Origin of the sequence: Methylobacterium sp. WL1, from assembly GCF_008000895.1 — a bacterium.
GTDB lineage: Bacteria > Pseudomonadota > Alphaproteobacteria > Rhizobiales > Beijerinckiaceae > Methylobacterium.
This window is the reverse complement of record NZ_CP042823.1, coordinates 5,618,398-5,644,569: the sequence shown is the minus strand read 5'-3', so window position 1 is coordinate 5,644,569 and position 26,172 is coordinate 5,618,398. Positions and strand designations below refer to the sequence as shown.

General features: G+C 68.9%; 20 protein-coding genes and 1 pseudogene. 12 read left to right on the top strand and 9 right to left on the bottom strand.

Features of this window, described 5'->3' with window-relative positions:
• Window positions 1–11: 11 nt before the first annotated feature.
• From FVA80_RS27495 to FVA80_RS27485, 3 genes are all read right to left on the bottom strand, one after another.
• Window positions 12–872 carry an NADP-dependent methylenetetrahydromethanopterin/methylenetetrahydrofolate dehydrogenase gene (locus tag FVA80_RS27495; RefSeq protein ID WP_147906352.1) on the bottom strand — a complete coding sequence of 287 codons (861 nt, stop codon included), beginning with the start codon at window positions 870–872 and terminating at the stop codon, window positions 12–14.
• Between the two features lie 191 nt (window positions 873–1,063).
• Entirely contained in the window at window positions 1,064–2,008 is a 945-nt protein-coding gene (locus FVA80_RS27490; protein ID WP_147906351.1) for a D-2-hydroxyacid dehydrogenase, read from the bottom strand.
• Window positions 2,009–2,111: 103 nt separating this feature from the next.
• Window positions 2,112–3,320, bottom strand: a complete 1,209-nt coding sequence (locus tag FVA80_RS27485) for an aminotransferase class V-fold PLP-dependent enzyme (RefSeq protein ID WP_147906350.1) — start codon at window positions 3,318–3,320, stop codon at window positions 2,112–2,114.
• Window positions 3,321–3,874: 554 nt separating this feature from the next.
• On the opposite strand from FVA80_RS27485, the gene FVA80_RS27480 reads away from it, so the two are divergent.
• The 3 genes and pseudogenes from FVA80_RS27480 to FVA80_RS27470 all read left to right on the top strand — a co-directional run bounded on the left by FVA80_RS27480 (window position 3,875) and on the right by FVA80_RS27470 (window position 6,429).
• Window positions 3,875–4,690 (top strand): UDP-2,3-diacylglucosamine diphosphatase, encoded by an 816-nt coding sequence (locus FVA80_RS27480; RefSeq protein WP_147906419.1) that lies wholly within the window; start codon window positions 3,875–3,877, stop codon window positions 4,688–4,690.
• An 11-nt stretch (window positions 4,691–4,701) separates the two neighbouring features.
• Window positions 4,702–5,749, top strand: a pseudogene (locus tag FVA80_RS27475) (glycosyltransferase family 1 protein).
• A 41-nt stretch (window positions 5,750–5,790) separates the two neighbouring features.
• Window positions 5,791–6,429 (top strand): ribonuclease HII, encoded by a 639-nt coding sequence (locus FVA80_RS27470; RefSeq protein ID WP_147906348.1) that lies wholly within the window; start codon window positions 5,791–5,793, stop codon window positions 6,427–6,429.
• 127 nt (window positions 6,430–6,556) lie between these two features.
• On the opposite strand, the gene FVA80_RS27465 is transcribed toward FVA80_RS27470, so the two are convergent.
• The 3 genes from FVA80_RS27465 to FVA80_RS27455 all read right to left on the bottom strand — a co-directional run bounded on the left by FVA80_RS27465 (window position 6,557) and on the right by FVA80_RS27455 (window position 12,777).
• A complete protein-coding gene (locus tag FVA80_RS27465) occupies window positions 6,557–8,914 on the bottom strand; it encodes a membrane-bound PQQ-dependent dehydrogenase, glucose/quinate/shikimate family (RefSeq protein WP_147906347.1) in 2,358 nt (785 codons plus the stop codon).
• 277 nt (window positions 8,915–9,191) lie between these two features.
• Window positions 9,192–11,324 (bottom strand): methyl-accepting chemotaxis protein, encoded by a 2,133-nt coding sequence (locus FVA80_RS27460; RefSeq protein ID WP_147906346.1) that lies wholly within the window; start codon window positions 11,322–11,324, stop codon window positions 9,192–9,194.
• Between the two features lie 337 nt (window positions 11,325–11,661).
• Entirely contained in the window at window positions 11,662–12,777 is a 1,116-nt protein-coding gene (locus FVA80_RS27455) for a PA0069 family radical SAM protein (protein WP_147906345.1), read from the bottom strand.
• Between the two features lie 128 nt (window positions 12,778–12,905).
• Between FVA80_RS27455 and FVA80_RS27450 the strand changes: the two genes are divergently transcribed.
• Together FVA80_RS27450 and FVA80_RS27445 are read left to right on the top strand one after the other, a co-directional pair.
• Window positions 12,906–13,436, top strand: a complete 531-nt coding sequence (locus FVA80_RS27450) for a hypothetical protein (protein WP_147906344.1) — start codon at window positions 12,906–12,908, stop codon at window positions 13,434–13,436.
• 139 nt (window positions 13,437–13,575) lie between these two features.
• Window positions 13,576–15,030 carry an amino acid permease gene (locus FVA80_RS27445; protein WP_147906343.1) on the top strand — a complete coding sequence of 485 codons (1,455 nt, stop codon included), beginning with the start codon at window positions 13,576–13,578 and terminating at the stop codon, window positions 15,028–15,030.
• Here the strand turns inward: FVA80_RS27445 and moaB are convergent.
• Window positions 15,020–15,577: a molybdenum cofactor biosynthesis protein B gene (gene moaB, locus FVA80_RS27440; protein ID WP_147906342.1), complete on the bottom strand. Its 558-nt coding sequence runs from the start codon at window positions 15,575–15,577 to the stop codon at window positions 15,020–15,022. The genes FVA80_RS27445 and moaB overlap by 11 nt on opposite strands.
• Before the next feature lie 843 nt (window positions 15,578–16,420).
• On the opposite strand from moaB, the gene FVA80_RS27435 reads away from it, so the two are divergent.
• The 7 genes from FVA80_RS27435 to FVA80_RS27405 all read left to right on the top strand — a co-directional run bounded on the left by FVA80_RS27435 (window position 16,421) and on the right by FVA80_RS27405 (window position 21,359).
• Window positions 16,421–17,359: an aspartate/glutamate racemase family protein gene (locus FVA80_RS27435; protein ID WP_147906341.1), complete on the top strand. Its 939-nt coding sequence runs from the start codon at window positions 16,421–16,423 to the stop codon at window positions 17,357–17,359.
• Window positions 17,360–17,517: 158 nt separating this feature from the next.
• Entirely contained in the window at window positions 17,518–18,165 is a 648-nt protein-coding gene (maiA, locus tag FVA80_RS27430; protein WP_147906340.1) for a maleylacetoacetate isomerase, read from the top strand.
• A 123-nt stretch (window positions 18,166–18,288) separates the two neighbouring features.
• Entirely contained in the window at window positions 18,289–19,620 is a 1,332-nt protein-coding gene (locus FVA80_RS27425; protein WP_147906418.1) for an NAD(P)/FAD-dependent oxidoreductase, read from the top strand.
• A 145-nt stretch (window positions 19,621–19,765) separates the two neighbouring features.
• Window positions 19,766–20,056: a type II toxin-antitoxin system RelE/ParE family toxin gene (locus FVA80_RS27420; RefSeq protein ID WP_147906339.1), complete on the top strand. Its 291-nt coding sequence runs from the start codon at window positions 19,766–19,768 to the stop codon at window positions 20,054–20,056.
• Between the two features lie 2 nt (window positions 20,057–20,058).
• Entirely contained in the window at window positions 20,059–20,340 is a 282-nt protein-coding gene (locus FVA80_RS27415) for an addiction module antidote protein (protein ID WP_147906338.1), read from the top strand.
• A 405-nt stretch (window positions 20,341–20,745) separates the two neighbouring features.
• Window positions 20,746–21,057, top strand: coding sequence for an EthD family reductase (locus FVA80_RS27410; protein WP_147906337.1), 312 nt, complete (start codon window positions 20,746–20,748; stop codon window positions 21,055–21,057).
• A complete protein-coding gene (locus FVA80_RS27405; protein WP_147906336.1) occupies window positions 21,054–21,359 on the top strand; it encodes a hypothetical protein in 306 nt (101 codons plus the stop codon). Before FVA80_RS27410 ends, FVA80_RS27405 begins: the two co-directional genes overlap by 4 nt.
• 7 nt (window positions 21,360–21,366) lie before the next feature.
• On the opposite strand, the gene FVA80_RS27400 is transcribed toward FVA80_RS27405, so the two are convergent.
• On the bottom strand, window positions 21,367–24,690 hold the full coding sequence (locus FVA80_RS27400; protein WP_147906335.1) for a GAF domain-containing hybrid sensor histidine kinase/response regulator: 3,324 nt from the start codon (window positions 24,688–24,690) through the stop codon (window positions 21,367–21,369).
• A gap of 125 nt (window positions 24,691–24,815) precedes the next feature.
• Entirely contained in the window at window positions 24,816–26,078 is a 1,263-nt protein-coding gene (locus FVA80_RS27395) for an O-antigen ligase family protein (RefSeq protein WP_147906334.1), read from the bottom strand.
• Window positions 26,079–26,172 lie beyond the last annotated feature (94 nt).

Here is a 26,172-nt window from a genome sequence, read left to right as displayed (position 1 = left end):
CGTCCCTCTCGTCAGGCCATCTTCTTGGCGAGCGCGTAGATCTCCTCGGCATCGAGCACCTGCTCGGTGCTCTCGAAGAGCTGGCCCACGCAGGCCCGGTGCAGCTTGAGCTTCAGGCCGCCGATGCCGAGGGCGCCGAACGCCTTCTTGCCGTTGCGATCCTTGCCCTTGTCCATCACGTCGATGCCGCCGACGCCGGTCGGGGGCTGCGCGTTGTAGTCGGCCACGAACTCGATCGCCGAGTCCTGCGCCCAGGCGGCCTCCGGCAGCAGCTCGACGCCGATGGCGCCGGCGGTGAACACGAGGTTCTTGCCCTTCACGAGCGCGATGCGCGAGGCCTCGTCGGGGGTCGCGGCGGCCTTCACGTTGACCTTGAAGCGCTTGTTGATCTGCTCGGCGGCGGCCTGGGTCTTGTCCAGCGCGCGGCCCGCGATGGTCACGTCCGCGCCCTCGCCGGCCAGAAGCGCGGCGGAGCGCATGCCCACCGGGCCGGTGCCGGCCAGGACGACGGCCGTCTTGCCCTGGAGCGAGCCGGCGGCCTTGGCCACCAGGGCGACGCCCGCGGCGGCCGTGGTGTTGGAGCCGTTCGAATCGAGCATGCACGAGACCCGGAACGGGCCGAAGAAGCGCTTCTTGACGGCGGTGAACAGTTCCTCGCCGGCCGCCATGCTGCCGCCGCCGACGAAGATCGCCGTCGACTTCTTCTCGGAGCCGCCGCGGGTGTAGATCGTGCCGTCGACCAGGGCGCCGACATTCTCCGGGGTCACGCCGCCGTAGCCGGTGATGTGGTCGGCACCGCCGTCGTAGCCGACCACCGTGTCGAACACGTTCGGCATCGCATCGGTGTCGAACAGGAACAGCAGCTTCTTCATGTTTTCATTCCTCTGCCCGGTTCGCGGGCATCACGTGTTCAATGCACTCGCCCTGTCATCCCGGGGCCGCGCGGCAAAGCCCGGGACCGAGAACCGCAGGTTGAGCGAGGTCTAGCGTCGTCGGCGGATCTGGATCCCGGGCACGCCTGCGGCGCCCCGGAATGACGGGCCGTGACGTCAGCCGCCGCGTCTCAAGCCTCGACCACGTTCTGCGGCTTGCCGGCGACGAACGCCTCGACGTTGTCGACGAGCTGATCGGCGAGGATCTGCATCGCCTCCTTGCTGGCCCAGGCGACGTGCGGGGTCACGATCAGGTTCGGCAGGTCAGCCTCGCACAGGATGTTGCCGTCTTTCGGCGGCTCCTGCGCGACCACGTCGAAGCCCGCGCCCGCGATGGTGCCGTCCTTCAGCGCGGCCAGCAGCGCGGCCTCGTCCACCAGACCGCCCCGGGCGGTGTTGATCAGGATGGCGCTCTTCTTCATCCGCTTGAGTTCGGCGGCGCCGATCATCCCCTTGGTGTCGGGGGTGAGCGGAACATGCAGCGTGATCACGTCGGACTGCGTCAGGATCGTCTCGAAATCGACCAGGCCGTCCTGCGGGAACACGTCGTAGGCCAGGACCTTCATGCCCAGCGCCTCGGCGCGCTTGCCGATCGACTTGCCGAGCGCTCCGTAGCCGACGATGCCGAGCGTCGAACCGGCGATGTCGTAGATCGGGTAGTCGAAGTAGCAGAACTGCGTGGACTTCGCCCAGTCGCCGCGCCGAACCGAGTTGGCGTAGGGCACGATCGCCCGGCGGAGCGCGAACATCAGCCCGACTACGTGCTCGGGCACAGTGTTGAACGCGTAGTTGCGGATGTTGACGACCGTGATGCCCTGGGCCTTGGCCTGGGCCTTGTCGACCACGTCGGTGCCGGTGGCGGCCACCGCGATGAGCTTCAGGTCGGGGAGCTGCTTCAGGGTCTCGGCCCGCATCGGGACCTTGTTGATCAGCGCGATCTCGGCGCCCTGGAGGCGGGACACCGTGTCCTCCGGCGTCCAGGTCGATTCGTGCTCGACGTAATCGTGCGGGAAGTTGAACGGTCGGACCGTCGCGTCGAGGGACTCACGGTCCAGGAACACGATCTTCTTGGTCATAGATCCCCTCTCGGGCAACGGGCGACTTCCTCGGGATTCTTGTTCTTACTTGCGCGCCGGGGCGGGGCCGGCAACCCGGCCCCGCCCCGGCAGCGTGCATCAATCACGCCTTGTGAAGCGGATTCTCGCGCAGGTAGCTGGAGGCGGCGGCGACGCCGGAGCCCGGCGTGACCTTGATGCCGCAATCGATCATGGCCATCTCGGCGCCCGCGATGGCACCCAGCAGCGACAGCTCGTTCAGGTCGCCCAGGTGGCCGATACGGAACACCTTGCCAGCGACTTTCGACAGGCCGGCACCCAGCGAGAGGTTGTAGCGCTCGTAGGCGTGGCTGATCACCTTGGCGGCGTCGGCGCCCTCCGGGACCACGATCGCCGTGACCGTGTCGGAGTTCCACTTCGGCTCCTTGGCGCAGGTCTTGAGGCCCCATGCCGCCACCGCCTGACGAGTCGCCTCGGCGAGCACGTGATGGCGGTGGTAGACGTTCTCCAGCCCCTCCTCCTTCACGATCGCCAGGGCCTCGCGCAGGCCGTAGAGCAGCGGCAGGACGGGGGTGTAGGGGAAGTAGCCGGTGGCGTTGGCGGCCAGCTGGTCCTTCCAGGCGAAGTAGGCGTGGCCGAGCCGGTCGTTCCGGCCGGTGCCGCCCTCGGCGATCTTAAGCGCCTTCGGGCTGATGCAGATCAGGCCGAGGCCGGCCGGGAGCATGAAGCCCTTCTGCGAGCCCGCGATGGCGCAGTCGACGCCCCATTCGTCCATCTTGAACGGCAGCGAGCCGATCGACGAAATGCCGTCCACGAACAGCAGCGCCGGGTGGCCGGCGGCGTCGATCGCCTTGCGCACCGCGCCGATATCGCTGGTGACGCCCGTTGCGGTCTCGTTGTGGACCACCATCACGGCCTTGATGGCGTGATCTTTGTCGGCGCGCAGGGCCTCCCCGATCTTCTGCGGATCGGCGCCGGCGCCCCAGTCCTCGTCCTGGACGATCACGTCGAGGCCGAGGCGCTGGGCCATGTCGACCCAGAGGTGGCTGAACTGGCCGTAGCGGGAGGTGAGCACCTTGTCGCCGCGGCACAGGGTATTGGACAGCGCCGATTCCCAGATGCCGGTGCCCGAGGACGGGAACAGGATGACGGTTCCGGCGGTCGAGCCGAACACCATCTTGGAATCCTGCAGCAGCGGCTTCACCAGCTCGGGAAAGCTCGGCGAGCGGTGATCCTCGGACGGCACGTGCATCGCGCGCAGGACGCGATCCGGGATGTTCGTGGGGCCCGGGATGAAGAGATGGTTGCGACCGGGGCGCCGGGTTGCGGCCATGGTGTTTCCTCCAAAAACTCTGTTGCGCGCGGGCGGACCCGCGCTGGTTTGTTCAAACGTTCTCGGCGCCTTCGGCGGCCTTCTCGAGCTTCCTGCACGCGGTGCCGGCGGGCGCGGTACGGGCCGCAACTCCCCCGAACGCCATCCGTGTCATCCGTGGATCGGAGGGCTCAGCGGAGCGGCAGGCGGCGTCTTGCCGCTCGCGTCGCGGCGCGCCCCCGCGCCGGTCGCCTCCGAAATGCCGTCCCGGTCTACGGCGCCTCGTCTCAAGGCACCCTGGCCGCCCTCGCCGCCTTCCTATACGCGTCCGGCCCGGCTCACGCCGAGCCACCGGTCGCCTGGTATTATGAGGCGGCGAAGCTGGGAAGCAAAACCGGAAAAACTTCGGGATCTCGGTAAAAAAATTTTTTGTGCATCGCAACGTCAGCTATCGGAACTTGAGAACTTCCGTTGCGGCGCACCAAGACACCCCACAGCGATTCAAGCCCGCGTCATCAAACTGAGACGTGATCGCGCTCTGGATCCCGGCACCGTTCGACCGCCGGGAGGGTGACGTGGCCGAGGATGAGGAGATGCCGGTCCGGGTCCGGACGCTGTTCCTGTCCGACCTGCATCTCGGGACGCGCGGCTGCCAGGCCGGCCTCCTTCTGTCGTTCCTGAGGGATTACGACGCCGACACGGTCTACCTGGTCGGGGACATCGTGGACGGCTGGCAGCTGCGCTCCGGCTGGTACTGGCCGCAGGCGCACAACGACGTCGTCCAGAAGCTTCTGCGCAAGGTCCGCAAGGGCACCAGGATCGTCTACCTGCCGGGCAACCACGACGAGTTCCTGCGGGACTACGTGGGCACGAATTTCGGCGGCATCGAGATCGCCGAGACCGCGATCCACGAGGCGGCCGACGGGCGGCGCTACCTGGTCATCCACGGCGACCAGTTCGACATGGTGGTGCGGCACTCGCCCTGGCTCGCCCATCTGGGCGACGGCGCCTACACCCTGGCGCTGACTCTCAACACCGTGATCAACCGGATCCGGCGGCGGGCCGGCCTGTCCTATTGGTCGCTGTCGGCCTGGGCGAAGCTGCGGGTGAAGAACGCCGTTAGCTTCATTGGCCGGTTCGAAACCATCCTGGCCGAGGAGGCTCGCCGCCAGGGCGCGAACGGGGTGATCTGCGGGCACATCCACCACGCCGCCGACCGGGCGATTGGCGACCTGCGCTACCTGAACACCGGCGACTGGGTTGAATCCTGCACCGGCCTGATCGAGCATTACGACGGCCGGATCGAGGTGCTGCATTATCCCAGCATCCTGCGGGCCCGCGAGGCCGAAGCTGCGCCGCGGCCGGTGGACGGCCGGCGCGCGGTGGCGTGAGGACCCCACGCGTGAAGCTCCTCATCGCCAGCGACGCCTGGCATCCGCAGGTCAACGGCGTGGTCCGCTCCCTGGAGCAGATGGTCCGCCGGGCGCCCGAGCACGGCTTCGAGACGGCCCTGCTCTCGGTGGCCGATTTCCGCTCCCTGCCCCTGCCGGGCTACCCGGAGATCCGCCTCGCCTTGGCCGGGCGGGACCGGGTGGCGGAGCGCTGGGCGGCCGAACGCCCGAGCCACGTCCACATCGCCACCGAGGGACCCATCGGCTTCGCGGCCCGGCGGCACTGCCTGGCCAACGACCTGCCGTTCACCACGAGCTATCACACCCGGTTTCCGGAATACCTCGCCGCCCGCCTCCCGGTGCCGGAGGCGTGGTCCTACGCTTATCTGCGCCGCTTCCACGGGGCGGCCCGCGGGACCATGGTCAGCACCGTCTCTCTGCAGGCGGAACTGGAGGCGAGAGGCTTCTCCCAGCTGATGCGCTGGACCCGCGGGGTCGACACCGAGCGGTTCCGGCCGGCCGCCCCCCGGCGAGCCGCCGCCGGCGGACCTCGCCGGCCTGCCCCGGCCACTGTTCCTGTATGTCGGCCGGCTTGCCGTGGAGAAGAACCTCGCGGCCTTCCTGAGCCTCGACCTGCCCGGCACGAAGGTCGTGGTCGGGGACGGGCCGGACCGGGCGCGCCTGCAGGCCCTGGCCCCGGAGGCGCGCTTCCTCGGCACCCGGACCGGGGCAGCGCTCGCGTCCGTCTACGCCGCCTGCGACACCTTCGTGTTCCCGAGCCTCACCGACACGTTCGGCATCGTGCTGCTGGAAGCGATGGCCAGCGGCCTGCCGATCGCGGCCTTCCCGGTGCCCGGCCCCAACGACGTGCTGAGCGGGACCCGGGTCGGCATCCTGGACCAGGACCTGCGTGCGGCGGCCCTCGCGGCGCTGCGCCTGTCCCGGGCCGAGTGCAGGCAGGAGGCGCTGCGCCGCGGCTGGGACGTCAGCGCCGACCAGTTCTTCGGCAACATCATCGAGGCGCATGGCGGCGAGCGGAGCACCCGGAACGCCGCCTGAGCCGTGACGGCGGCGGCGCCAGATGGCAGGACGGCGCCATCATGCCCGTTCAGAAACAGCCGTCCGCGAAACGAACACAACCCGCCCTCACCCCACCGTTCGATCCGGCCCGGGCCGCGGATTACCCCGCGGTGATCGGCTGTGACGAGGTCGGGCGCGGCGCGCTGTGCGGCCCCGTGGTGGTGGCGGCGGTCTGGTTCGACCCCGCGGCGATCCCACCGGCCCTGCTGGCAGCCCTCGACGACAGCAAGCGCGTGCCCGAACCAGTCCGCGCGCATCTGGCGCCGCTGATCCGGACCCATGCCCGGGTCGCCGTGGCGGCGGGCTCCCGGGCCCTGATCGACCGCATCAACATCCGCGCCGCAACCCTCGACGCCATGGCGCGGGCGGTGGCGCGCCTCGGGGTCGCGGCGCCGGTCCTGGTCGATGGCCGGGACGCCCTGCCGGGCCTGCCGGGCCGGGCCGTCATCGGCGGCGACGGCCTCGTGCCGCAGATCGCTGCCGCCTCGATCGTCGCCAAGGTCTTCCGAGACGACCTGATGCGCCGGCTGGCCGAGCGCCACCCGGGCTACGGCTGGGAGCGCAACGTCGGCTACGGCACGGCCCTGCACCGGGCCGGCCTGACGGCGTTGGGCCGAAGCCCGCACCACCGCCTCAGCTTCACCCGCGGGTTCGGCTAGGGTTCAAAAGGTCGAGACCTTGTGCGGGTGCAGGGTGGAACCCTGCGGGCCTCGGGGGCTCCGCCCCCGAACCCAGCCAAAGGACTGAGCCCTTTGGAAACCCCGTCGTGACCCAGGGCGGACCGGATCACTTCGATCCGGCTTCGGCCGGCAGCGCGTAGGCGACCACGTAATCGCCGCGGTCAGGCGATTGGCGGGCACCGCCGGCCGTGATCACGACGTATTGGCGGCCCGTCTTCGGGGACCGGTAGGTCATCGGCGCGCCCTGGCTGCCCACCGGCAGGCGGCCCTTCCAGACCTCGCGGCCGGTCCCGGCCTCGAACGCCCGCAGGTAATAATCCTGCGTCCCGGCGAAGAAGATCAGGCCCGAGCCGGTCACCAGCGAACCGCCGAGCGAGGGCAGGCCGATCGGGATCGGCAGGTGCATCTTGATCCCCAGCGGCCCGGTATCCTCCACCGTGCCGAGCGGGACCTGCCAGGCGATGCGGCGGGCCTTCAGGTCGATGGCCGTCAGCGTGCCGAACGGCGGCTTCTGGCACGGGATGTTCAGCGCCGACACGAAGCGGTTCCGGAGGGAGACGTAGGGCGTGCCGCGCATGGACGACAGGCCCATCTCGGTGCCGGCGGCCTTGCCGGTCTCGACCTGCTCCCTGGGGATCAGCCGGTTCCACAGGCCCAGCCGCATGTCGTTCACGATCAGGTAGTCCCGCGTCATGTCGATGGCGGTGCTGCCCCAGTTCATGCCGCCGAGCGATCCCGGCATCTGGAGGGCGGTGTCGAAGCCCGGCGGGGTGAAGGTCCCCTCGTGGCGCATGGCCTTGAACTGGATCCGGCACAGGAGCTGGTCGAAGGGCGTCGCCCCCCACATGTCGGCTTCCGTCAGGGTCTCGGCGCCGATCGACGGCATGTCCGAGTGGGGCTGCGTCGGCGCATAGCGCTCGCCGGGCACGCTGCCCTGCGGGACCGGCCGCTCGGTGATCGGCGCGATCGGGGCGCCCGTCTCGCGGTTCAGCAGGAAGATCTGGCCGTGCTTGGTCGCCGCGATCAGCCCCGGCACGGTGCCACCCTTCCCGTCCGGCAGGTCGTAGAGGGCCGGCTGGGCCGGGACGTCGAAGTCCCACAGATCCTTGTGCACGAGCTGGACGTGCCAGCGCGGCCGCCCGGTCGCCGCGTCGAGGGCGAAGATCGACGAGTTGGTGGCATCGTCCTGGGCTGTCCGGTGGCCGCCGAAGAAGTCGGGCGTCGCGTTGCCGGTGGGCGCGTAGATCAGGCCCAGGGCCGAGTCGTAGGCCATGCTGGTCCAGACGTTCGGCGTACCCCGCGTATAGGTCTCACCGGGAGGCGGGAGGCGCGTGGTCACCGGGTTGCCCGGATCCCAGGCCCAGCGCAGGTCGCCGGTGCCGACAGCGTAGGCGCGGACCACGCCGCCGGGCTCCCCGGTCTCGATGTTGTCGGCGACCCGGCCGCCGACCACCACGAGGTCGCCGGCGATCAGCGGTGCGGCGGTCTGCGTGTAGAAGCCGGATTTGACCTCGCCCATGTCGGCCTTGAGATCGACCGTGCCGTCCGTGCCGAAATCGGCACAGGGCTGGCCGGTGGCGGCGTCCAGCGCGATCAGGCGCGCATCGATCGTGGCGAGCAGCAGGCGGCGGGGGCAGACCTTCCCACCCTCGCCTGCGCCGGCGTCGTGATAGCCGAGCCCGCGGCACCGCTGCCATTGCGGCGCACTCGCCTTCGGGTCGTAGCGCCAGCGCTGCGTGCCGGTGTCGGCGTCGAGGGCGACGACGATGTCGTTCGGCGTGCAGACGTAGACGGTGTCGCCGATCTGGAGCGGCGTGGTCTGGTCCTCCGCCCCGAAGCCGTTGCTGACGGCGATGTCGCCGGTGCGGACGGTCCAGGCCGGCCGCAGCTTGGCGACGTTGGTGGCGTCGATCTGCGTCAGCCCGGCGAAGCGGGTGCCGCCGTTTGTGTTGCCCCAGGCCGTCCAGTCGACCTGCGGCCCCGCCTGCGTGGCCGGGTGCACGTCCGGGATCTCGGTCGCGGTAATGATCGGCACCGGCTGAAAGGCGCGTAGCGTGGCTGCCACCAGGGCCAGCGCCAGCGCGGTGGCGAGGCCCAGGGATGCCCGGCGCCACACGCCGCTGCCGGATCGATCGAGCAGCGGTGCGAACAGGGCGACGACGCAGGCGAGGACGGCGAGGGCGAACAGGCGCGAGACCAGCGGCCAGAACGCGAACCCGACCTCCCAGACCGCCCAGATCCCGGTCAGGATGAACGCCCCGCCGTAAAGCAGCGCCCCGGCACGCCGACGTCGAGCAACCAAAACGCCGGAGACGAGCATCGCGGCGCCCATGGCCGCGAAATACCAGCTGCCGCCGAGCCATACCAAGTATGCACCACCGCCAGCCAAAAACAGACCGATCAAGACTATGATCAGTCCAAGCATGACCAGCACCCAATCGGACAGGTTTTTTGGTAGACGCATCTCAAATCCTCAATCTCGCAATCTTTTCGCTTATTTATCTTGAGTCTTGCGTCAGTCAACGATGAATTTATGATGAAAAATCCTGCAGGACGGCGGCTATTTATCTTCCTGCCGAAGTAAATCAGCGAACCGACAAACGAACCTTTGACTCGACCGCAGCGGATCAATGTCCGCTTTACTTCGCCGCGCTGAACACGCCGGTCGGATCAGGTCTCGCAACCGGTGTCCAAGCCCGAGACAAAGACTTCGGCGTGTCGCGACGGCGGCCCGTCAGCGCTCAGGCGGCCCGGACGTTGGCCAGGAAGCGATCCACCTCGGCCGCGAGTTGCTCGGACTGGCGCGACAACCCGGTGGCGGAGGCCAGGACCTGCTCGGCCGCGGCGCCGGTCTGCTCGGCGGCCTGCGCCACCCCGGCGATGTTGCCCGTGACCTCCTGCGTGCCCGCGGTCGCCTGGGTGACGTTGCGGACGATCTCCCGGGTCGCCGCGCCCTGCTGCTCCACCGCCGCCGCGATCGTCGTCGCGACCGTGTCAATCTCCCGGATCCGACCGGTGATCGTCTCGATCGCCCTGACCGCCTCGCCGGTGACGCCCTGGATCCGGCCGATCTGGCTGGCGATCTCCTCGGTCGCCTTGGCGGTCTGGCCGGCGAGTTCCTTCACCTCGGCCGCCACGACGGCGAAGCCGCGTCCGGTTGCACCGGCACGGGCCGCCTCGATCGTGGCGTTGAGCGCCAGCAGGTTGGTCTGCGCGGCAATCGAGGCGATCAGCTGCACGACGTCGCCGACCCGGGCGGCGGCGGCGCTCAGCTCGGACACGAGGGTGGCGGTCTGGTCCGATTCGCCGACCGCCCGCTGGGCCAGGACGGTCGAGCCCTGCACATGGCGGCCGATCTCCGCGACGCTGCTGCCGAGTTGCTCGGCGGCACTCGCCACGGTGCTGACGTTGGAGGCCGATTGCTCCGCCGCCGCCGCCACCGCGCCGGACTGGCTCGCGGTCTCCTGCGCGCTCGCAGTCATCTGGGAGGCCGTGGCTTGCAGTTCGGTCGCGGCGGACGAGACCTGGGTGACGATGCCGGAGACAGCCGCCTCGAAGGTCTCGGCCATGCGGGACATGTCCGCGCGGCGCTGGTCTTCGGCGGCGCGGCGAGCCTCGTCCGCCTCGCCCTCGAGCTGGCGGGCCCGGATGAGGTTGTCCTTGAACACCTGCACGGCGGCGGCCATGGCGCCGATCTCGTCTTGGTGCTTCCGAGCCGGGACCATGACGGATGCATCGCCCGCGGCCAGCGCCCGCATGGCATCGGTCATCCTGCGGATCGGCAGCAGCACGCGTCGGACCACGACCAGCGTGCCGACGCCGGTCAGCAGGAGAGCGGCGAGCAGGAACAGCGCGGTCCGCAGCAGGGCGGCGCGCGCCTCGTCGGTCAACGCCTGGGCTCGGTCCACCAGCGCGTCGAGGGCCGCGCTCGCCAGGTCGGAAATCGTGTTGACCTCGGCGGTGTGGCGGATGCGCAGCGCGTCGATGGAGAGCCCGGTCGGCCGCCCCTGTGTGAGGGCCTCCGTGGCGGCCTTGCGGCGCGCCTCGGCCTCACCCTCGAAATTGTCGGCCTTGGCCTTGCGGAAGGCGGCCCGGACCACATCCGAGGTCTCGTCGGCGGCGGCCGCCACGACGTCGGCCCAGGCGGCAGCCAGCCGCCCGCGCTCCTCGGCCGCGGCGACGATGTCACCCTGAGTCCACGAGGTTCCGGCGGCGACGGCAGCTTCGATCCGGACGACCACGCCGCCGATCATGGCCCGCGAGGCCCAGGCCGCGCGCTTGAGGTCGAGGTAATGCGCGAGGGTGGCGTCGCCGCGGGGGATGGCAGCGTCGACCGCGTCGTTTGTGGCCAGGAACGCGTCGAGCAGCGCCTGGGAGGCCTCCGCGATGGCGGGCAGCGTGCCGGGGGGTCGCTGCCCCGCCGGGACCGCTAGGGCGGCATCGACCTGCGGGCGCAGCTTGAGCGTGGCCTCGTAGGCCCGCTGCAGCGGCGCGACCTTCGCCACCAGCGAGGGCGCATCCACCGCCCGGGCGAGCGTCGCGAGCCGCTCGAGACCGCCCGCGATGGTGGTGCGCTGTGTGGCGATCAGCGCCACGTCCTTCGCGGGAATGGGGTCGGCGGCCTTCAGGGCCTGGAGCGTGCGGCCCCGCTCCATGCGGATGGCCAGGAGATCCTTGAGAAGCGTCCGGCTCGCCTCGGTCAAAGCCACCACACGGTGGCTCCGATCCGCCTGCACCTGGGCTTCGCGAAGGGTGGACACCTCCGAGGCGATCAGCATGGCGCTCAATGAGAACAAGGTCGCGCACAGGATCTTGCCGATCGTGAGGGTTGTGAGTTCGAACCCGGCAAATGTTAAGGGTTGCCCACGAGACATCGGCGTCGATTCCATCATGGTTTTGATGCGGCGCCGGGCGAATTTCGATCTTGATCTGGAACAAATCCAGAGATCTTACGGCGTAATAGCCTCTCTGGATCCAGAACATGACGTTTTCATCTCGGTTTCATGACACACGTCATCAGCCCGCGTGCCTGGTTCAGGATCATTGTTCGTCACGACTTTCAAATACATCTCGACCGACGCCCGACGATGACGCGGCTGTCGGCCGAATCCGGCTCTCCGAAGCTTGAAGCCAGCGGCAGGCCGAAGTCATAAACGAAGGCCCCGTTTCGAGCCGCCCGCATCGGTACGGCGATCGCGGCGCCTGAGAGCTTCAGAACAGGGCAAGTTGCGCCCCGGGCTTGCGGAACGCCGCCGTGTTCAGCGCCATGCGCCCGAACGCGAAGCCGAACCGCCCGCCCGCGAGACGGACCCGCCGGCCGATCATCTCGGCATAGGCCCCCTCCCCGCGGAATCTGTGGCCGAAGCGGGGATCGTTCTCGCGGCCCCCCCGGGCCTGCGCCAGCAGCGCGAAGGCCCGGGCCCGGCGCTCGGGGTAATGCTCGGAGAACCAGTCGGAGACGAGGTCGGCGACCTCACCGGGCAGGCGCAGCAGGGCATGGCCGATGCGGCTGGCGCCATGATCGCGGGCTCTGGCGAGGATCGCCTCGATCTCGTGGTCGGTCAGGCCCGGGATGATCGGCGAGACGTTGACCATGACGGGCACGCCGGCCTCGGACAGGCGCCGCATCGCGGCCAGCCGCTTCTCCGGCCGCGGCGCTCTGGGGTCGAGCAGGCGGGCAAGGCGCGGCTCCAGCGTCGGCAGCGACACCGCCACGAGCACGAGGTTGTCCGACGCCATCTCGGCCAGGATATCGAGGTCGCGCAGAACGAGGTCGGACTTCGTGGTGATTCCGACAGGGTGGCGCGCGGACTGCAGCACCTCCAGCACCGCCCGGGTGATCCGGTGCTCCCGCTCCACCGGCTGGTAGGGATCGGTGGCGGTCCCCAGCGCGATCGTCTCCGGCTGATAGCCGGGCGCGGCGATCTCGCGCGCGAGCAGCTTGGCGGCATCGGGCTTGACGAAGATCCGGGATTCGAAATCGAGGCCGGGCGAAAGGCCGAGCCAGGCATGGGTCGGGCGCGCGTAACAGTAGATGCAGCCGTGCTCGCAGCCGCGATACGGGTTCACCGAGCGATCGAACGGGATGTCCGGCGAGGTATTGCGGGCGATGATCCGCGTGGCCCGCTCCAGGGTCACCTGCGTGCGCAGGGTGGCGGGTTCATCGGGCTCCCAATCGGGGTCCCGGAAGACCTCGCGCATCGCCGTCTCGTACCGGCCTGTCGGGTTCGCCGTGGCACCGCGGCCGCGTCGGGCCTCCGGGGGCAGCGTGCTCGATCCCAGTCGCACCGGTGCGACGGGTGTCGAGCCGTTCGGAATCTTAGCCATGCGCGCCGCCCCGTGTTTCACGTGGAACATAGCGCGAACAACGCGACGCCGACGCCTTAATTTCAGGCAAACGCCCCGGCGCCCGGGCGAGACGACGACGCCCGGTTTACCGCCGCGCAGAATCGTCTATGGGCGCGCAGATGCTCTCCGCGGTGACCTACCTGGCCGACCCGGCCGATCCGGACGCGATCGATCGCCTCGCCGACACGCTCAGCGTGTTGGTGTCGGGCGTGGCCGGCGGTCTGGTCGGCGACGCCGTGATCGTGACCGGCCGGGAGAGCGACGCGGCGGAAGCCATCGCGGACGCGACCGGGGCAGCCCTGGTGCTCCACCGGGGCAGGGATCCCTATGGGGCCGGGGCCGCGCAGGCGCGACGGGATTGGGTGCTGTGCCTGGAAGCCGGGGACGTTCCGGCCGAAGGCTGGATCCGCACCCTCGACCGCTTCATCGGCACCGCCCGGCCGGAGACCGGCCTCGGCCGCCTCCACCGCCCCGCCTCGGGTTGGACCGGCCGGGTCGTCGGCCGGCTCGACGCGCTCATGGGCGCCCGGCAGGCCCGGGCCGGCGACGTGGTGCGGCGCGAGGCGCTGCGGGCCGGCGCGGCATTCGCACCCCGCCTCAAGGTCCGGCCGCTCATCGCCCGCATCGACCGGCCCTGATCGACAGAATGTCGCAGCTCGACTTATCGTTATTGGCGGAAAGTTTTGGAAAACTCCTGGCGCGACAGCAGAAAACTTGCTGAATAAGTGTTTGCCGGCGCATCCGGATCCACTTCGCGCCGCCGGGAGGGATGCGAAGATGGACTCCTCGGGCCTGATGGGGCGGAAGTCCGTCGACGACATCCTGGAGAGCGGCGAGGGCGAGCAGCAGCTCTCGAAATCGCTCGGGGCGCTGTCGATCACCGCGATGGGCATCGGCGCGATCATCGGCGCCGGCATCTTCGTGCTCACCGGCACGGCGGCGGCCCAATATGCCGGGCCGGGCATCATGCTGTCCTTCGTGCTCGGCGGCATCGCCTGCGCGTTCGTCGGCCTGTGCTACTCCGAGATGGCCGCGCTGATCCCGGTGGCGGGATCGAGCTACACCTACACCTACGCCACGCTCGGCGAGTTCTTCGCCTGGCTGATCGGCTGGGACCTGATCCTCGAATACGCCATGGGCGCGGCCACGGTGGCGGTGGGCTGGTCGGGCTACGTCACGAGCCTCCTGAAGGACGTCGGCCTCGTGATCCCGGCCCGGTTCGCGCACGCGCCTGGCACGGCGATCGACGGCGGCGGCACCGCCCTGTTCAACCTGCCGGCGGTGGCGATCGTGGCGCTGATCACGATCCTGCTGATGCGCGGCACCAAGGAATCGGCGCGGTTCAACAACATCATGGTGGCCGTGAAGCTCACCGTGGTGGTGGCCTTCATCGCGCTCGGCTGGGGCCATGTCGACACCGCCCACTGGAGCCCGCTGATCCCGCCCAACGCGGGTACCTTCGGGGAGTACGGCTACAGCGGCATCCTGCGCGGCGCGGGCGTGGTGTTCTTCGCCTTCATCGGCTTCGACGCGGTGTCCACGGCCGCCCAGGAGGCGCGCAAGCCGCAGAAGGACATGCCGATCGGCATCCTCGGCTCGCTGATCGTCTGCACGATCCTGTACGTGCTGGTGGCCGCGGTCCTCACCGGGCTGGTGCCCTACAAGGAGTTGAACGTCCCAGACCCGATCGCCAAGGGCGTCGACGTGATCGGCATCGGCTGGTTCGCCCTGCTGATCAAGCTCGGGGCGCTCACCGGCCTGACCACGGTGATCCTGGTGCTGCTCTACGGTCAGAGCCGGATCTTCTTCACCATGGCCAATGACGGGCTGCTGCCGAAGCTGTTCGCCCACGTCCACCCGACCTACCAGACCCCGTATCGCAGCCAGGCGCTGATCGGAGCCGTGGTCGCCCTCGTGGCGGCGCTGTTCCCGATCAACATCCTGGGCGAGATGGTCAGCATCGGGACGCTGGCCGCGTTCATCCTGGTCTGCGGCTCGGTGATCTACCTGCGGCGGACCGACCGGCACATGAAGCGGCCGTTCCGGGCCCCCGCCGTGCCGGTGGTGCCGATCCTCGGCATCCTGTTCTGTCTGCTGCTGATGGCCGGGCTGCCCCTGGACACCTGGCTGCGCCTGGTGATCTGGATGGGGATCGGGCTCGTGGTCTACTTCTTCTACGGCCGCAGGCACTCGGTCCTGCGCCGCAAGGAAGGCAACGCGGTCACGCCGTGATGCTGGCGCCCCGCCGCAGGTGCTCGTCGAGCCGCGGCATGATCTCGACGAAGTTGCAGGGGCGGTGCCGGTAATCGAGCTGCTGCGCCAGGATGCCGTCCCAGGCGTCCCGGCAGGCCCCGGGCGAGCCCGGCAGCACGAACAGGTAGGTCGCCTGCGCGACTCCGGCGGTGGCCCGGGATTGCAGGGTCGAGGTGCCGATCTTGTCGTACGAGATCCGGTGGAACACCGCGGAAAAACCGTCCATCCGCTTCTCGAACAGCGGCTCCAGGGCCTCCGGGGTCACGTCGCGCCCGGTGAAACCGGTGCCGCCGGTGGTGATCACCACGTCGACCGCCGGCTCGCGCAGCCAAGCCTCCACCTGCGCGCGGATCGCCGGGATCTCGTCCGGTACGATGGCCCGGGCGGCGAGCCGGTGCCCGGCCTCCGTGAGGCGCTGGCTCAGCGTGTCGCCCGAGCGGTCGTCGGCGATCCGGCGGGTATCCGAGACGGTGAGCACCGCGATCCCCAACGGGATGAAGCAGCGTGAGTCGGACTGATCGGCCATCGTGAGGGCTCTCCGGGATGGGCATCCGATATGGGCTGCCGGCCCGGAATTGTCGCCCCCCTCGGGCTGCCGCTCCAGCCGAGCCCGCCTGGAGCGGAAACCACGCCCGGCATGGCAGGCCCGCTCGCGCCGCTCGACCCGGCTGTTTCGTCGCGTGCGCCTCGACAGGCGCCCCCGCGGCAAACGGATCGCGCGCACCCCAGCACCTCAACCAAGGATCGCCAGGTCACGGGATGATCTGATTAGAACGAAACTATTCTAGCCAAGTGAGGGGCACAGCTTCAATCACAGAATCTTGAGAGGCACCGGGATCGCAGATTTCGATGACGAACGTCTTAGACTGATGCGCTGGAATAGACTCAAAACTGTCTCGCCACCGCACCACCTATACAAGCAACATGCCACCTTCGATGCAACTTATCTTTGTATCATTATAAATAAATGAAATAAGGGCCACAAAGCCTTTGACTTTTCTTCCATCAAGACCACTGTGGTCAAGCCGGAGCGTTATAGTTCGTTACGGCTTGTCGCGGGCTGACACGATAGACAGTCTTTCGCGCGCCGACACAGGAGCCGAGATCCCATCCCGGCTTCGCAACGACACTTCGAGAAGGAGTTTGCGCGCGAATCGAATCGAGGCTTCCGTTCCGCAATCCGATTCATCGAGCCTGTACGGACAGCGTCCAGGTGCGGACATCGATTCTCTTCGCGTCCAGGCGCTCTTTCGCAAATCATTGGCATGGCCCGAAACTCAGCATAGAACAGGCGATGCTCCGCACATGTTCCAGCGCATCCAGGCAGAAGATTTCCTGGATGGCGGACACATCGTCATGACGCGGAATCGTGGAGCGCAAGATGATTTCCGTCTCTCGAAAGTTGGGTATCCTTGGTGGATTGAGCCGCCATTCGACGCTCAGACATCACAATCTCGTCAATCGTGAAGTTCTGGATCTGACTCGCAATCGCTCCGCCGCAAATCTTTCCACGTGGAGTCTCGATCCGGATACGATCGTTCATCTCCTCTCACAAGACGGCTGGCCCGCAATCGCGCATCAGGTCGAGGAGGCGGTCACCTATCTTCTTCTGGAGGGCGTCGATGGGTTGATGATCACCAGCGACACCCTTCACTGCGTTCTCGAACGGGAAGCGATTCATCTTGGCGTTCCTGTGCTGCACAGGCGGGACGCCTTGGTCGAGGAGATCCGGCGCATGTCCCTTAAGAAAGTCGGCTTCATCGGGACCTCGGTGACGATGAGCCAATCCTACTACGGGGCTCTGATCGACGGATCGCACGGCGTGGATGTGGTGCTCCCCAGCCAAAAACTGTGGGTCAACATAGACTATTCAGTCTGCAATCGGATCTACAACGGCGAGTGCACCGCGCTCGAACTCGAAACCTACAACCAGATCATCGCTGACTTCGAAGCGCAGAACGTCGATGGAATCGTCGTCGCCTCGCCGGAGATCGACCTGGCCTTCAACAAGCCGAACGCGGTGCCGGTCCTGCACACCGCCCGGATCCACGCCGCGGCGGCGGCCAGGTGGTGTGTCGCCGGACATGACATCGTGCGTCCGGCGCTGCCACGACACGACGAGATGCGGCCCGCTCCGGTGGGATCGCGCGACGTGGCCGCCGACGACACGTCAAAAATTCCCGTCACGCTGCCCTATCGCGACAGCTTGCCTTATCCGCACAAGGTCAAGGGCAAAGGCAAAGGCAAGCGAAAGGCTGCCGCATCGCTGCTCGCATCGGTCGGTGGACAGCAGGATCCGCGTACGTAGCGGAAGCCCTGCCGCCGAGGGGGTCTAGCGCCGTGCGATCGGTGCTGTAACGACGCGGCGTCGACCCGTCCCGGTCGTCGCGACTTGCCGTTGGCAACGAATCGCGGTGTCTTCGCGTGTCTTGCGCGGCGAGGACACCGCGCTTCGGAACCCATCCCATGCACATGTACGGCAACTGGCGCTCCGCCGCCGCCTTCCGGGTCCGGATCGCCCTGAAGCTGAAGGGCCTCGCCTACGAGGAGACCTTCATCGACCTCGATGCCGGCGACCAGCACAAGCCCGAGTTCCGCAGGATCAACCCGCAAGGTGCGGTGCCGGCCCTGTTCGACGGCGACGGGCCGCCGCTGACCCAGTCCCTGGCGATCCTCGATTACCTGGAGGAGACGCGGGGCGGCGTTCGCCTGCTGCCGGACGAGCCGCGGGCGCGGGCCCGGGCACGCTCCCTCGCCCAGGTCGTGGCCTGCGACACCCACCCGCTTTACGTGCCCCGCGTCCGCACGTTCCTGATGGAGGAGTACGGGCTGCCCCGGGAGCGGATGCTGGCCTTCCTGCGCAACGCGTTCGAGACCGGCCTGACGACCCTCGAAACCCGGCTCTCCACCGAGCCTGGCACCGGCCGCTTCTGCCAGGGCGACGCGGTGAGCCATGCCGACCTGTGCCTCGTCAGCCTCTGGGTCGGGACCGGCATTTTCGGGATCGACACGGCCGCCTACCCGACGGTCACCCGGATCGCCGAGGCCTGCCTCGCCCTGCCGGCGGTCGTCGAGGCGCATCCCCTGCGCCAGCCCGGCGCCCCCGCCGCCTGACCGGCGACGCCCGCGCGTGCTCTGGTCACGCGTGCGCTCGGCCGGCAGATGTGGCAAGCGGACCTCCGAGGCGTTTAATCCGGCCGGGGCGTCAATCCCGACCCGTGGGGAGAAAGGGTGTCGATGGTACCCGACGAGAACGAGTCCGGCCTGCATCGCGTCGTCGTGGTCGGCGGCGGGGCCGCCGGGCTCCAGTTGGTGACGAAGCTCGGCGACAAGCTGGGACGCGGCAAGCGTGCGCACGTCACCCTGGTCGACCGCGCCCGCACGCATATCTGGAAGCCACTGCTCCACGAGGTCGCGGCCGGCAGCCTCGATATCGGCCACCATGCGGTCGATTACCTGCACCACGCCCACAAGCACGGGTTCCGATACCGGATCGGCAGCATGACCGGGCTCGACCGGGAGGCGCGCACGATCCGGCTCGCCGCGAGCCACGATCCCGAGGGCCGCGAGGTCACGCCGGAGCGGTCGGTGCCCTACGACACGCTGGTGATGGCGGTGGGCTCGACCACCAACGATTTCGGGACGCCGGGCGTCGCCGAGCACGCCATCGCGCTGGACACCCAGGACCAGGCGGTGCGCTTCCACCAGCGCCTGGTCAACGCGTCCCTGCGGGCCCACACCCAGGCCGGCCCCGTCCGGCCCGGCCAGCTCCATGTCACGGTGATCGGGGCCGGGGCCACCGGCACCGAACTCGCCGCCGAGTTGCACCGGACCTTCCGCCACGTGGTCGCCACCGGCCTCGACCGGATCGACCCAGGCAAGGACATCCGGATCACCCTGGTCGAGGCGGCCGAACGGATCCTGCCGGCGGTGCCGCAGCGCCTTTCGGTGGAGGTGATGCAGCTCCTCCACAAGATCGGGGTGGACGTTCGCGTGAAGGCGCGGGTGACCGAGGTGCGCGCGGACGGCGTGCAGCTCGCCGACGGCACCTTCATCCCGTCGGAGCTGGTGGTCTGGGCGGCCGGCGTGAAGGCGCCGCCGTTCCTGCAGGGCATCGGCGGGCTCGAGACCACCCGGACCAACCAGCTGGTGGTCGCCCCGACCCTGCAGACCACCCGCGACCCTGACATCTTCGCGATGGGCGACTGCGCCTACCTGGTCGAGGCCGGTTCGGACACGCCGGTGCCCCCCCGGGCGCAGGCGGCCCATCAGCAGGCCAGCCACCTGATCGGCCAGATCCAGGCCAACATCGACGGCAAGCCCCTGAAGCCGTTCAAGTACAAGGATTTCGGCTCGCTGGTCTCGCTCGGCGAATACTCGACGGTGGGCAGCCTGATGGGCTTCGTCCGGGGTAAGAACATGCTGATCGCCGGGCTGTTCGCCCGGATGATGTACCGCTCGCTCTACAAGATGCACGAGCGTGCCCTGCACGGCAGCGTCAAAACGGCGCTCGACGCCCTGGCCCGGGCGCTCACCCGCCGTACCGAATCACGGGTAAAGCTGCATTGATGTCCCACAGGCACCCCGGCGACACGGGGGCCGCAACAGGAAGGACGAACGGTCGCTAGAATCGCGTGGATCTCGAACGCATCCTAGGAGGCGGAATGTGAATTATAGTTGACATTTTGCCGCTTTCTGGGTTACGAGACCTAACATGTTCCAAGTGCGCCGCACCGGCGAATTCATCGCTTGGCTGAACGCTTTGCGGGAAGTCCAGGCGCGGGCGCGGATCACCAAGCGGATCGACCGTATCGCTCAGGGCAACCTCGGCGACGCCAAGTCCGTTGGCGATGGCGTCAGCGAATTGCGGTTCTCTTTCGGGCCGGGATACCGAGTTTATTACACTCTGCGCGGTGATGTCGTCGTGATCCTGCTGTGCGGTGGCGACAAGGGCTCGCAGACGCAGGACATCGAACGGGCCAAGACTATGGCGCGGGAGGTTTGACAATGGCGATAGAGACCAAGCCCTGGGATGCGGCCGAAGTCCTGAGAACCCCGGCCGACATCGCAGCCTATCTCGATGCCTATCTCGAGGACGGGACTCCGGAGGAATTGCTGGGCGCGTTGAACACGATTGCCCGCTCGCACGGCATGTCTGCGCTGGCCCGCGAGACGGGTATCAGTCGCGAGGCGCTGTACAAAGCCTTCAGCGACAATGGCAATCCGACGCTGGACACCTTGCTGCGCGTCCTGAAAGCCTTGGGTGTGCGCCTCGCCGTGGCGGCGTGATCGATCCCCGAACAGTGTAAAAGGGGGCCAGCGATCCGGCCTGTCCTCACGCTCGACGCGTTCGCCGGGGCGCCTGTCGCGACCGGACTTACCGCGGGCCATGCAGCAGCGGGCGTGACGTTTGGGACAACCGCTTTATACGAAGCCCTCGCCGGCATCATAGCACCGTGCTTATGATCCGGTCGCTCTCGGAGCAAAAGCCGTTCACGGGCAGATGAATTTCGCCCGGGTGCTCGAGGGGACCGCATTTTCTCAGCCGAACCCGCGCCAACGTCGTCGGAACATGCTCTAAGCCGTCAACACGGCATCATCGTTTTCCGACAGCCGGCATCGCCCGCTCGGAATGATGCGCCCGGATCCACCGGCACCCCGGCGACACGGGGGCCGCAACAGGAAGGACGCCCTATGATCCTCGTGAGCGTGATGTATCCGACCGGCCCGAACTTCGACATGAGCTACTATCTCGGGCACCACATGCCGCTGGTGCGTGAGCGCTGGTCGGCGCTGGGCCTCCACGAAGCGAAGGTGGTCAAGGGTGCCGGCACCCCCGACGGCGGCCCGGCCCCGTTCCAGGTGATGGCGCTGCTGACCTTCGAATCGGCCGACGCGTTCAAGAAGGCCGTGGCGGCCCACGGCGAGGAGATCTTCGCCGACATCCCGAACTTCACCGCGGCGCAGGCCCAGGTGCAGATCAACGACTTTGCGGAGAGCCCGTGATCGATATCGTCAAGGCGGTGCAGCAGGCCGATCCGAGCCTCGGCACCTACGTGGTCGTGCTGCGCGCCGACGCCCGCGCCCTCGATGGCCCGGATTGCCTCACCCCCGAGGCGCAGGCCTGGATCGACGCGAACGCCCCGGGCGGTCGCCTCGCCCGGGTGCGGGTCCTGCTCGCCCCCTATCCGGGGGCGGTGCCGGCCGAGCGCGACGTGAGCGTGGCCACCTTCGCGGATGCCCGGCAGCTCGCCGCCTTCGCGACCACCTGGACCGGCGATCCGCTTTCGGAGGTTGAGGAGCCCTAGAACCGGTTCACGCCGCCCGCAGCTGGCGGATCGCCCGGAGGGTCGTGGCCCGTTGCACCTCCAGGCGCCGGATCAGCGGCACGAGGTCGGCGCCCGCATGGGCGGCGGCCTCGACCTCCCGGCACAGGCTCGAGAGCCCGACGAAACCGAGGAGCCCGGCCGCCGCCACCATGGCGTGGGCGTCGTGGGCGATCTGGAGGCGGTCGGTCTCGCTCGGGCGGAAGCGCTCGGACAGCTCGTTGGAGAGCAGATCCAGCAGCCCGCCCACCTGATCCGTACCGAAACTCGTCTCCATGTCGGCGAGCACCGCAGCGTCGAGAACCGCGGGATCGACCGCAACTTTGCGCCGCGGCGTCTCCTGGCGGGCCCGGCGGCGGGCTCCGGGGGCGGTCCAGCGGCTGATCGTGGCGAACAGGTCCGCCCGGCGGAACGGCTTGCCGACATGGTCGTCCATCCCGGCCTCGCGCAGCTCCGCGACCTGCTCCGGCAGGACGTTGGCTGTCATCGCCACGATCGGGACGTCGCAGGCCGGGGGCGCCAGGGCGCGGATCCGCCGCGTGGCGGTGAGTCCGTCGACGCCAGGCATCTGCACGTCCATCAGGACGAGGTCGTACGGGCGCCCCTCGGCCACCGACAGGCCGACGGCCGTGATCGCCTCGCCGCCATCCCCGGCGACCTCGACGGTGTAGCCTTGCGATTCGAGGACGGCGCAGGCGAGCTCCTGGTTGAGCGGTACATCCTCGACCAGGAGCAGGCGCAGCGACGGCCCATCCGGCGGCGGCCGGGATCCGCCGGCCGGACGCGGCGGCGACGGCGCCGTCCCAAGGCGAAGCGCGTCCACGGCCTCGCTGCTGCGCGGCAGGACCAGGCGGAACCAGAAGGTCGAACCCACCCCCTCCCGGCTGTCCATGCCGATCTCGCCGCCCATCAGGGTGACGAGATGCCGGGAGATCGCCAGACCGAGTCCGGTGCCGCCGAAGCGGCGGCTGATCGAGCCGTCGACCTGGCTGAACCGCTTGAACAAGCGCTCCTGCTGCGATGGCGCGATGCCGATGCCGGTATCGGTGACGGCGAACCGGACCACGTCGCCGGGGCCGCCCTCGGGCGCGATGCCCTCGCCCTCCCGGCGCACGGTCACGATCACCGAGCCCTCGGGGGTGAATTTCACGGCGTTGTTGAGCAGGTTGAGCAGCACCTGCCGCAGGCGGCCGGGATCGCCGACCACGACGCTCGGAAGCGCCGGGTCGATCTCGGCCTCGATCCGCAACCCGCTCCGGAGCGCGCTGCCGCGCACGATCGAGACCGTGCTGTCCACGAGCGCGGCCAGCGGGAAGCCGACCGGGTCGAGGGTCAGTTCGCCGGCCTCGATCTTCGAGAAGTCGAGGATGTCGTTGACCACGGTGAGGAGGGCCGCCCCGGAGCTGTGGATCAGCTCCAGCCGCCGCCGGTCCTCGTCCCGGATCGCGCTCTCGTCGAGGAGCAGGTCGGCGTAGCCCAGGATGCCGTTGAGCGGCGTGCGGATCTCGTGGCTCATCGCGGCCAAAAACTCACTCTTGGCCGCGCTCGCCCGCTCGGCATCGGCCCGCGCGGCCTCCGCGTCCCGCGTGGCTTCCCGCAGGGCGGCCTCGGCGGCCTTGCGCTCGGAGATGTCGAGGTGGAGCCCGACCATGCGCTGCGGCTGGCCCTCGGGACCGAAGAGCGTGCGCCCGCGCGCGTAGATCCAGCGCTCGCCCGCCCGGAACTCGGCGACGTAGGCGGAGGACGATTCCACGGCGCGGCGAATCTCGTTCCAGACGTCGCCGACGTCCTCGGCGTGGACCAGGGCGGTCCAGTCGGCCGCGGCCATCGTGTGCGCCCGGCCGGTATCGGGCAGGCCGTGCATGCGCGCGCTCTCGGGGCTCAGGGTGGCGAACCCCGTGCGCATGTCCCAGTCCCAGGTACCGGCATCGGCCGCGTCGAGGGCGATCCCCAGGAGCCCGCGCGCCTCCTCGACGGCAAGCCGCGCCGTGACGATGTCGTCGACGTCGAGCGCGGTGCCGAGCCACTCCACGACCTTGCCGTCGTCGGGATCGAGGTAGATCGGGATCAGAGAGATCTTGTGCCACCGGTAGGCGCCGTCGTGCCGCCGGATCCGCCATTGGCCGCCGTAGCCGATCCCGGTCTCGATCGCCTGCTGCCAGGCCGCCTCCATGCCGGCGGCGTCCTCCGGGTGGTTGCGGGCGAGGCGATCCACGCGCTCCAGCCCGATCGGCCCGTAATAGGCGTGGAACTGTGCGTTGGCGTAGGTCGCCTGCCCGTCGCCGACCCGCATGGTCCAGATCAGCAGCGGCAGGGTCTCGGCGAGACCGCGGTAGCGCAGCTCGCTGCGGCGGACATCGTCCTCGGCGCGGCGCCGCTCGGTCACGTCGATGAGCACGCCGATCAGGCCGGTCACCGGCCGATCGCCCCGGCAGACGCCGCGCACGACCACGTCGCGGACATCGCCGTTGGGCCGAAGCAGCCGCGCCTCGAAGTCGAAGCTCGCGCCCCGGGCGATGGCATCCGCGACGATGCCCTCCAGCCGCTCGCGGTCGTCGGGGTGGTAGATCTGTGAGAAGGCGGAGAGCGGCGGCGCCGGCTTCCGCGGATCGCGGCCGGCGATGGCGTACAGGCTCTCCGACCAGACCGGCTGCCCGTCGGCGAGGTCCACCCGCCAGTTGCCCACGCTGGCGAGTTGCTCGGCCATGGTCAGCTGGTGGTTCGCCGCCGCCTGCGCCTCGGAGCGGGCGTTGATCTCGCGATGCTGCTCCCGGATCAGGGCCTCGCGGATCACCGCCTGCGCCATCTCCTGTCTGCGCCGGCCATCGGCCTCCGAGAGCCGCAGATGGGCGATCACGATCTCGGCGAGGTCGCGGAACGCCTCTGCGTCGGCCTCGGAGAGCCGGTCCCGAGGCGCCGGGTCGATCAGGCAGAAGGTGCCGATCCTGACGCCCGGCGACAGGCTCAGGGGGATGCCCGCGTAGAACCGGAAGCCGCCCGGGGCGGCGACCCCGGGCAGATCGCGAAACCGGGGATCGGCCCGCGTGTCGGGCACGACCAGCATGGCGTCGCTGCGAATCGTGTGCTCGCACAGGCCCAGCTCCCGCGGCATCGATCCCGGCACGTCGATGCAGGGGGTCTTCAGCCAGAGCTGCGTGTCATCGATGAATCCCACGAACGCGCTGCGCACGCCGAACAGGCGGCAGGCGATCCGGCAGACGGCGTCGAAATGCGGCTCGGGCGGGGTGCCGACGATGCCGAGGGCGTCCAGGGCCGCGAGCCGCGCCGCCTCATCATCCGGATGTACTCTCACCGACCGTCTCCGGGGCCAAATCGCCGTCGGGCATTCCTCAGCGCCTGTTCGGGCCGAGCGGGAGCGTTGCCGCGACTGCGGACGCGTTTCAAGCTGGTCTGGGGTCGCGCACGATCACGTCGCCCTCACGGGCGGCCGGTTCCGCCGATCCAGGGGGCGCGCAGCCGGGCCGCCTCCAGCGCCCAGACCATCCCGAGCATCATGTAGACGTGGCGCCACTTCTCGATGTCGATCTGGAACGCCTGGAGAAAGAACATCAGCAGGGCCGGCCAGACGATCTGGGCATGCGCCCGGACGGGCGATGGCCGCACCAGCAGGCGGAAGCCCACGAAGCTGGTTGCCAGGACTAGGCCGATGAACACCACCCCGCCGAGCCAGCCGCCGTTGGCGAACGAGCCGATATAGGAGTTGTGGGGCTCGAGACCGAAGACCAACCGCCAGTGCATCGGCCCCATCCCGAACGGGCGCTCCAGCAGCATCGCCAACCCACGGACCTGGTTGCCGAAACGGCCGGTCTCGCCCTGGTCGTAATCCTGGGTCAGGGCCGCCCGGGTCTCGAACATCTTGTGCACGTGCTCGACCGACAGGAGGCCGATCACGGCGATCGTGGCGAGCACCAATGTAGCGAGCGTCAGGAGCACGATGCGGCGGCGCAGCCGGACGGAGCCGCTGCCGGCGTAGACCGAGCCGACCATCAGCAGCACGGCGACGACGCTGCCGCCCCAGGAGCCGCGCGAGAACGACAGGAAGATGCCGGCCAAAATGATCAGCAGCCCGGCCAGCGCTACCAGCGGGCGCCGGGCGCTGCCGGTGAGCAGGCTGTGCATCAGGTACAGGGCGCCGAGCGTCAGGAACGAGCCGAACACGTTCGGGTCCTGGAAGGTGCCGGAGGCCCGGTCGTACTTGTAGAACAGGTCCTCGATGCCGAGCCATTGCAGGTAGCCGACGATGCCGAGCGCCGCGGAGAACACGCAGCTCACCGTGTAGGCCTTCAGCGCCAGCTCCATGCGGGCGTGCGTGTCCTCCGAGAAGAACATCGCGAAGAACACGCAGGTGATCACGAGGTAGATCAGCTGGATCGTCCAGGTGACCGGGAACTCCTCGTTCAGGTACGGGAACAGCGCCGTGACGATCGCCACCAGGTAGAGCAGCAGCAGCGCGAGCAGCGGTACCGCCCCACGGTGCAGGCGCACGCCGAGGCAGAGCCACAGCAGGATCGTGGGGATCGCCACCGCGTCGTAGGGCGAGGTTTCCGAGAACGCGAAGCAGGCGAAGAAGATGAAGGCGGCAAACAGCGCCATGGCCAGCCCCCGGATGACCCCGAGGAGCGGGATCCCGGCGGGCAATCCCGACGGGACCGGGATTGCGGGCGCTGCGGTCTGAGCCATGGATACGCGGACTCCGCGGGCCGGTTACTCGGGCCCGCACATCCGGTAGCCATGACATCCAATGGTTGAGAATCGGCTGCGCCTACGGGCGGAC

Coding starts and splice junctions, on each gene's coding strand:
- FVA80_RS27495 (WP_147906352.1), bottom strand. CDS start 872: ATGAAGAAGCTGCTGTTCCTGTTCGACACCGATGCGATGCCGAACGTG.
- FVA80_RS27490 (WP_147906351.1), bottom strand. CDS start 2,008: ATGACCAAGAAGATCGTGTTCCTGGACCGTGAGTCCCTCGACGCGACG.
- FVA80_RS27485 (WP_147906350.1), bottom strand. CDS start 3,320: ATGGCCGCAACCCGGCGCCCCGGTCGCAACCATCTCTTCATCCCGGGC.
- FVA80_RS27470 (WP_147906348.1), top strand. CDS start 5,791: ATGCCCGTTCAGAAACAGCCGTCCGCGAAACGAACACAACCCGCCCTC.
- FVA80_RS27465 (WP_147906347.1), bottom strand. CDS start 8,914: ATGCGTCTACCAAAAAACCTGTCCGATTGGGTGCTGGTCATGCTTGGA.
- FVA80_RS27460 (WP_147906346.1), bottom strand. CDS start 11,324: ATGTCTCGTGGGCAACCCTTAACATTTGCCGGGTTCGAACTCACAACC.
- FVA80_RS27455 (WP_147906345.1), bottom strand. CDS start 12,777: ATGGCTAAGATTCCGAACGGCTCGACACCCGTCGCACCGGTGCGACTG.
- FVA80_RS27450 (WP_147906344.1), top strand. CDS start 12,906: ATGGGCGCGCAGATGCTCTCCGCGGTGACCTACCTGGCCGACCCGGCC.
- FVA80_RS27445 (WP_147906343.1), top strand. CDS start 13,576: ATGGACTCCTCGGGCCTGATGGGGCGGAAGTCCGTCGACGACATCCTG.
- moaB (WP_147906342.1), bottom strand. CDS start 15,577: ATGGCCGATCAGTCCGACTCACGCTGCTTCATCCCGTTGGGGATCGCG.
- maiA (WP_147906340.1), top strand. CDS start 17,518: ATGCACATGTACGGCAACTGGCGCTCCGCCGCCGCCTTCCGGGTCCGG.
- FVA80_RS27425 (WP_147906418.1), top strand. CDS start 18,289: ATGGTACCCGACGAGAACGAGTCCGGCCTGCATCGCGTCGTCGTGGTC.
- FVA80_RS27420 (WP_147906339.1), top strand. CDS start 19,766: ATGTTCCAAGTGCGCCGCACCGGCGAATTCATCGCTTGGCTGAACGCT.
- FVA80_RS27415 (WP_147906338.1), top strand. CDS start 20,059: ATGGCGATAGAGACCAAGCCCTGGGATGCGGCCGAAGTCCTGAGAACC.
- FVA80_RS27410 (WP_147906337.1), top strand. CDS start 20,746: ATGATCCTCGTGAGCGTGATGTATCCGACCGGCCCGAACTTCGACATG.
- FVA80_RS27395 (WP_147906334.1), bottom strand. CDS start 26,078: ATGGCTCAGACCGCAGCGCCCGCAATCCCGGTCCCGTCGGGATTGCCC.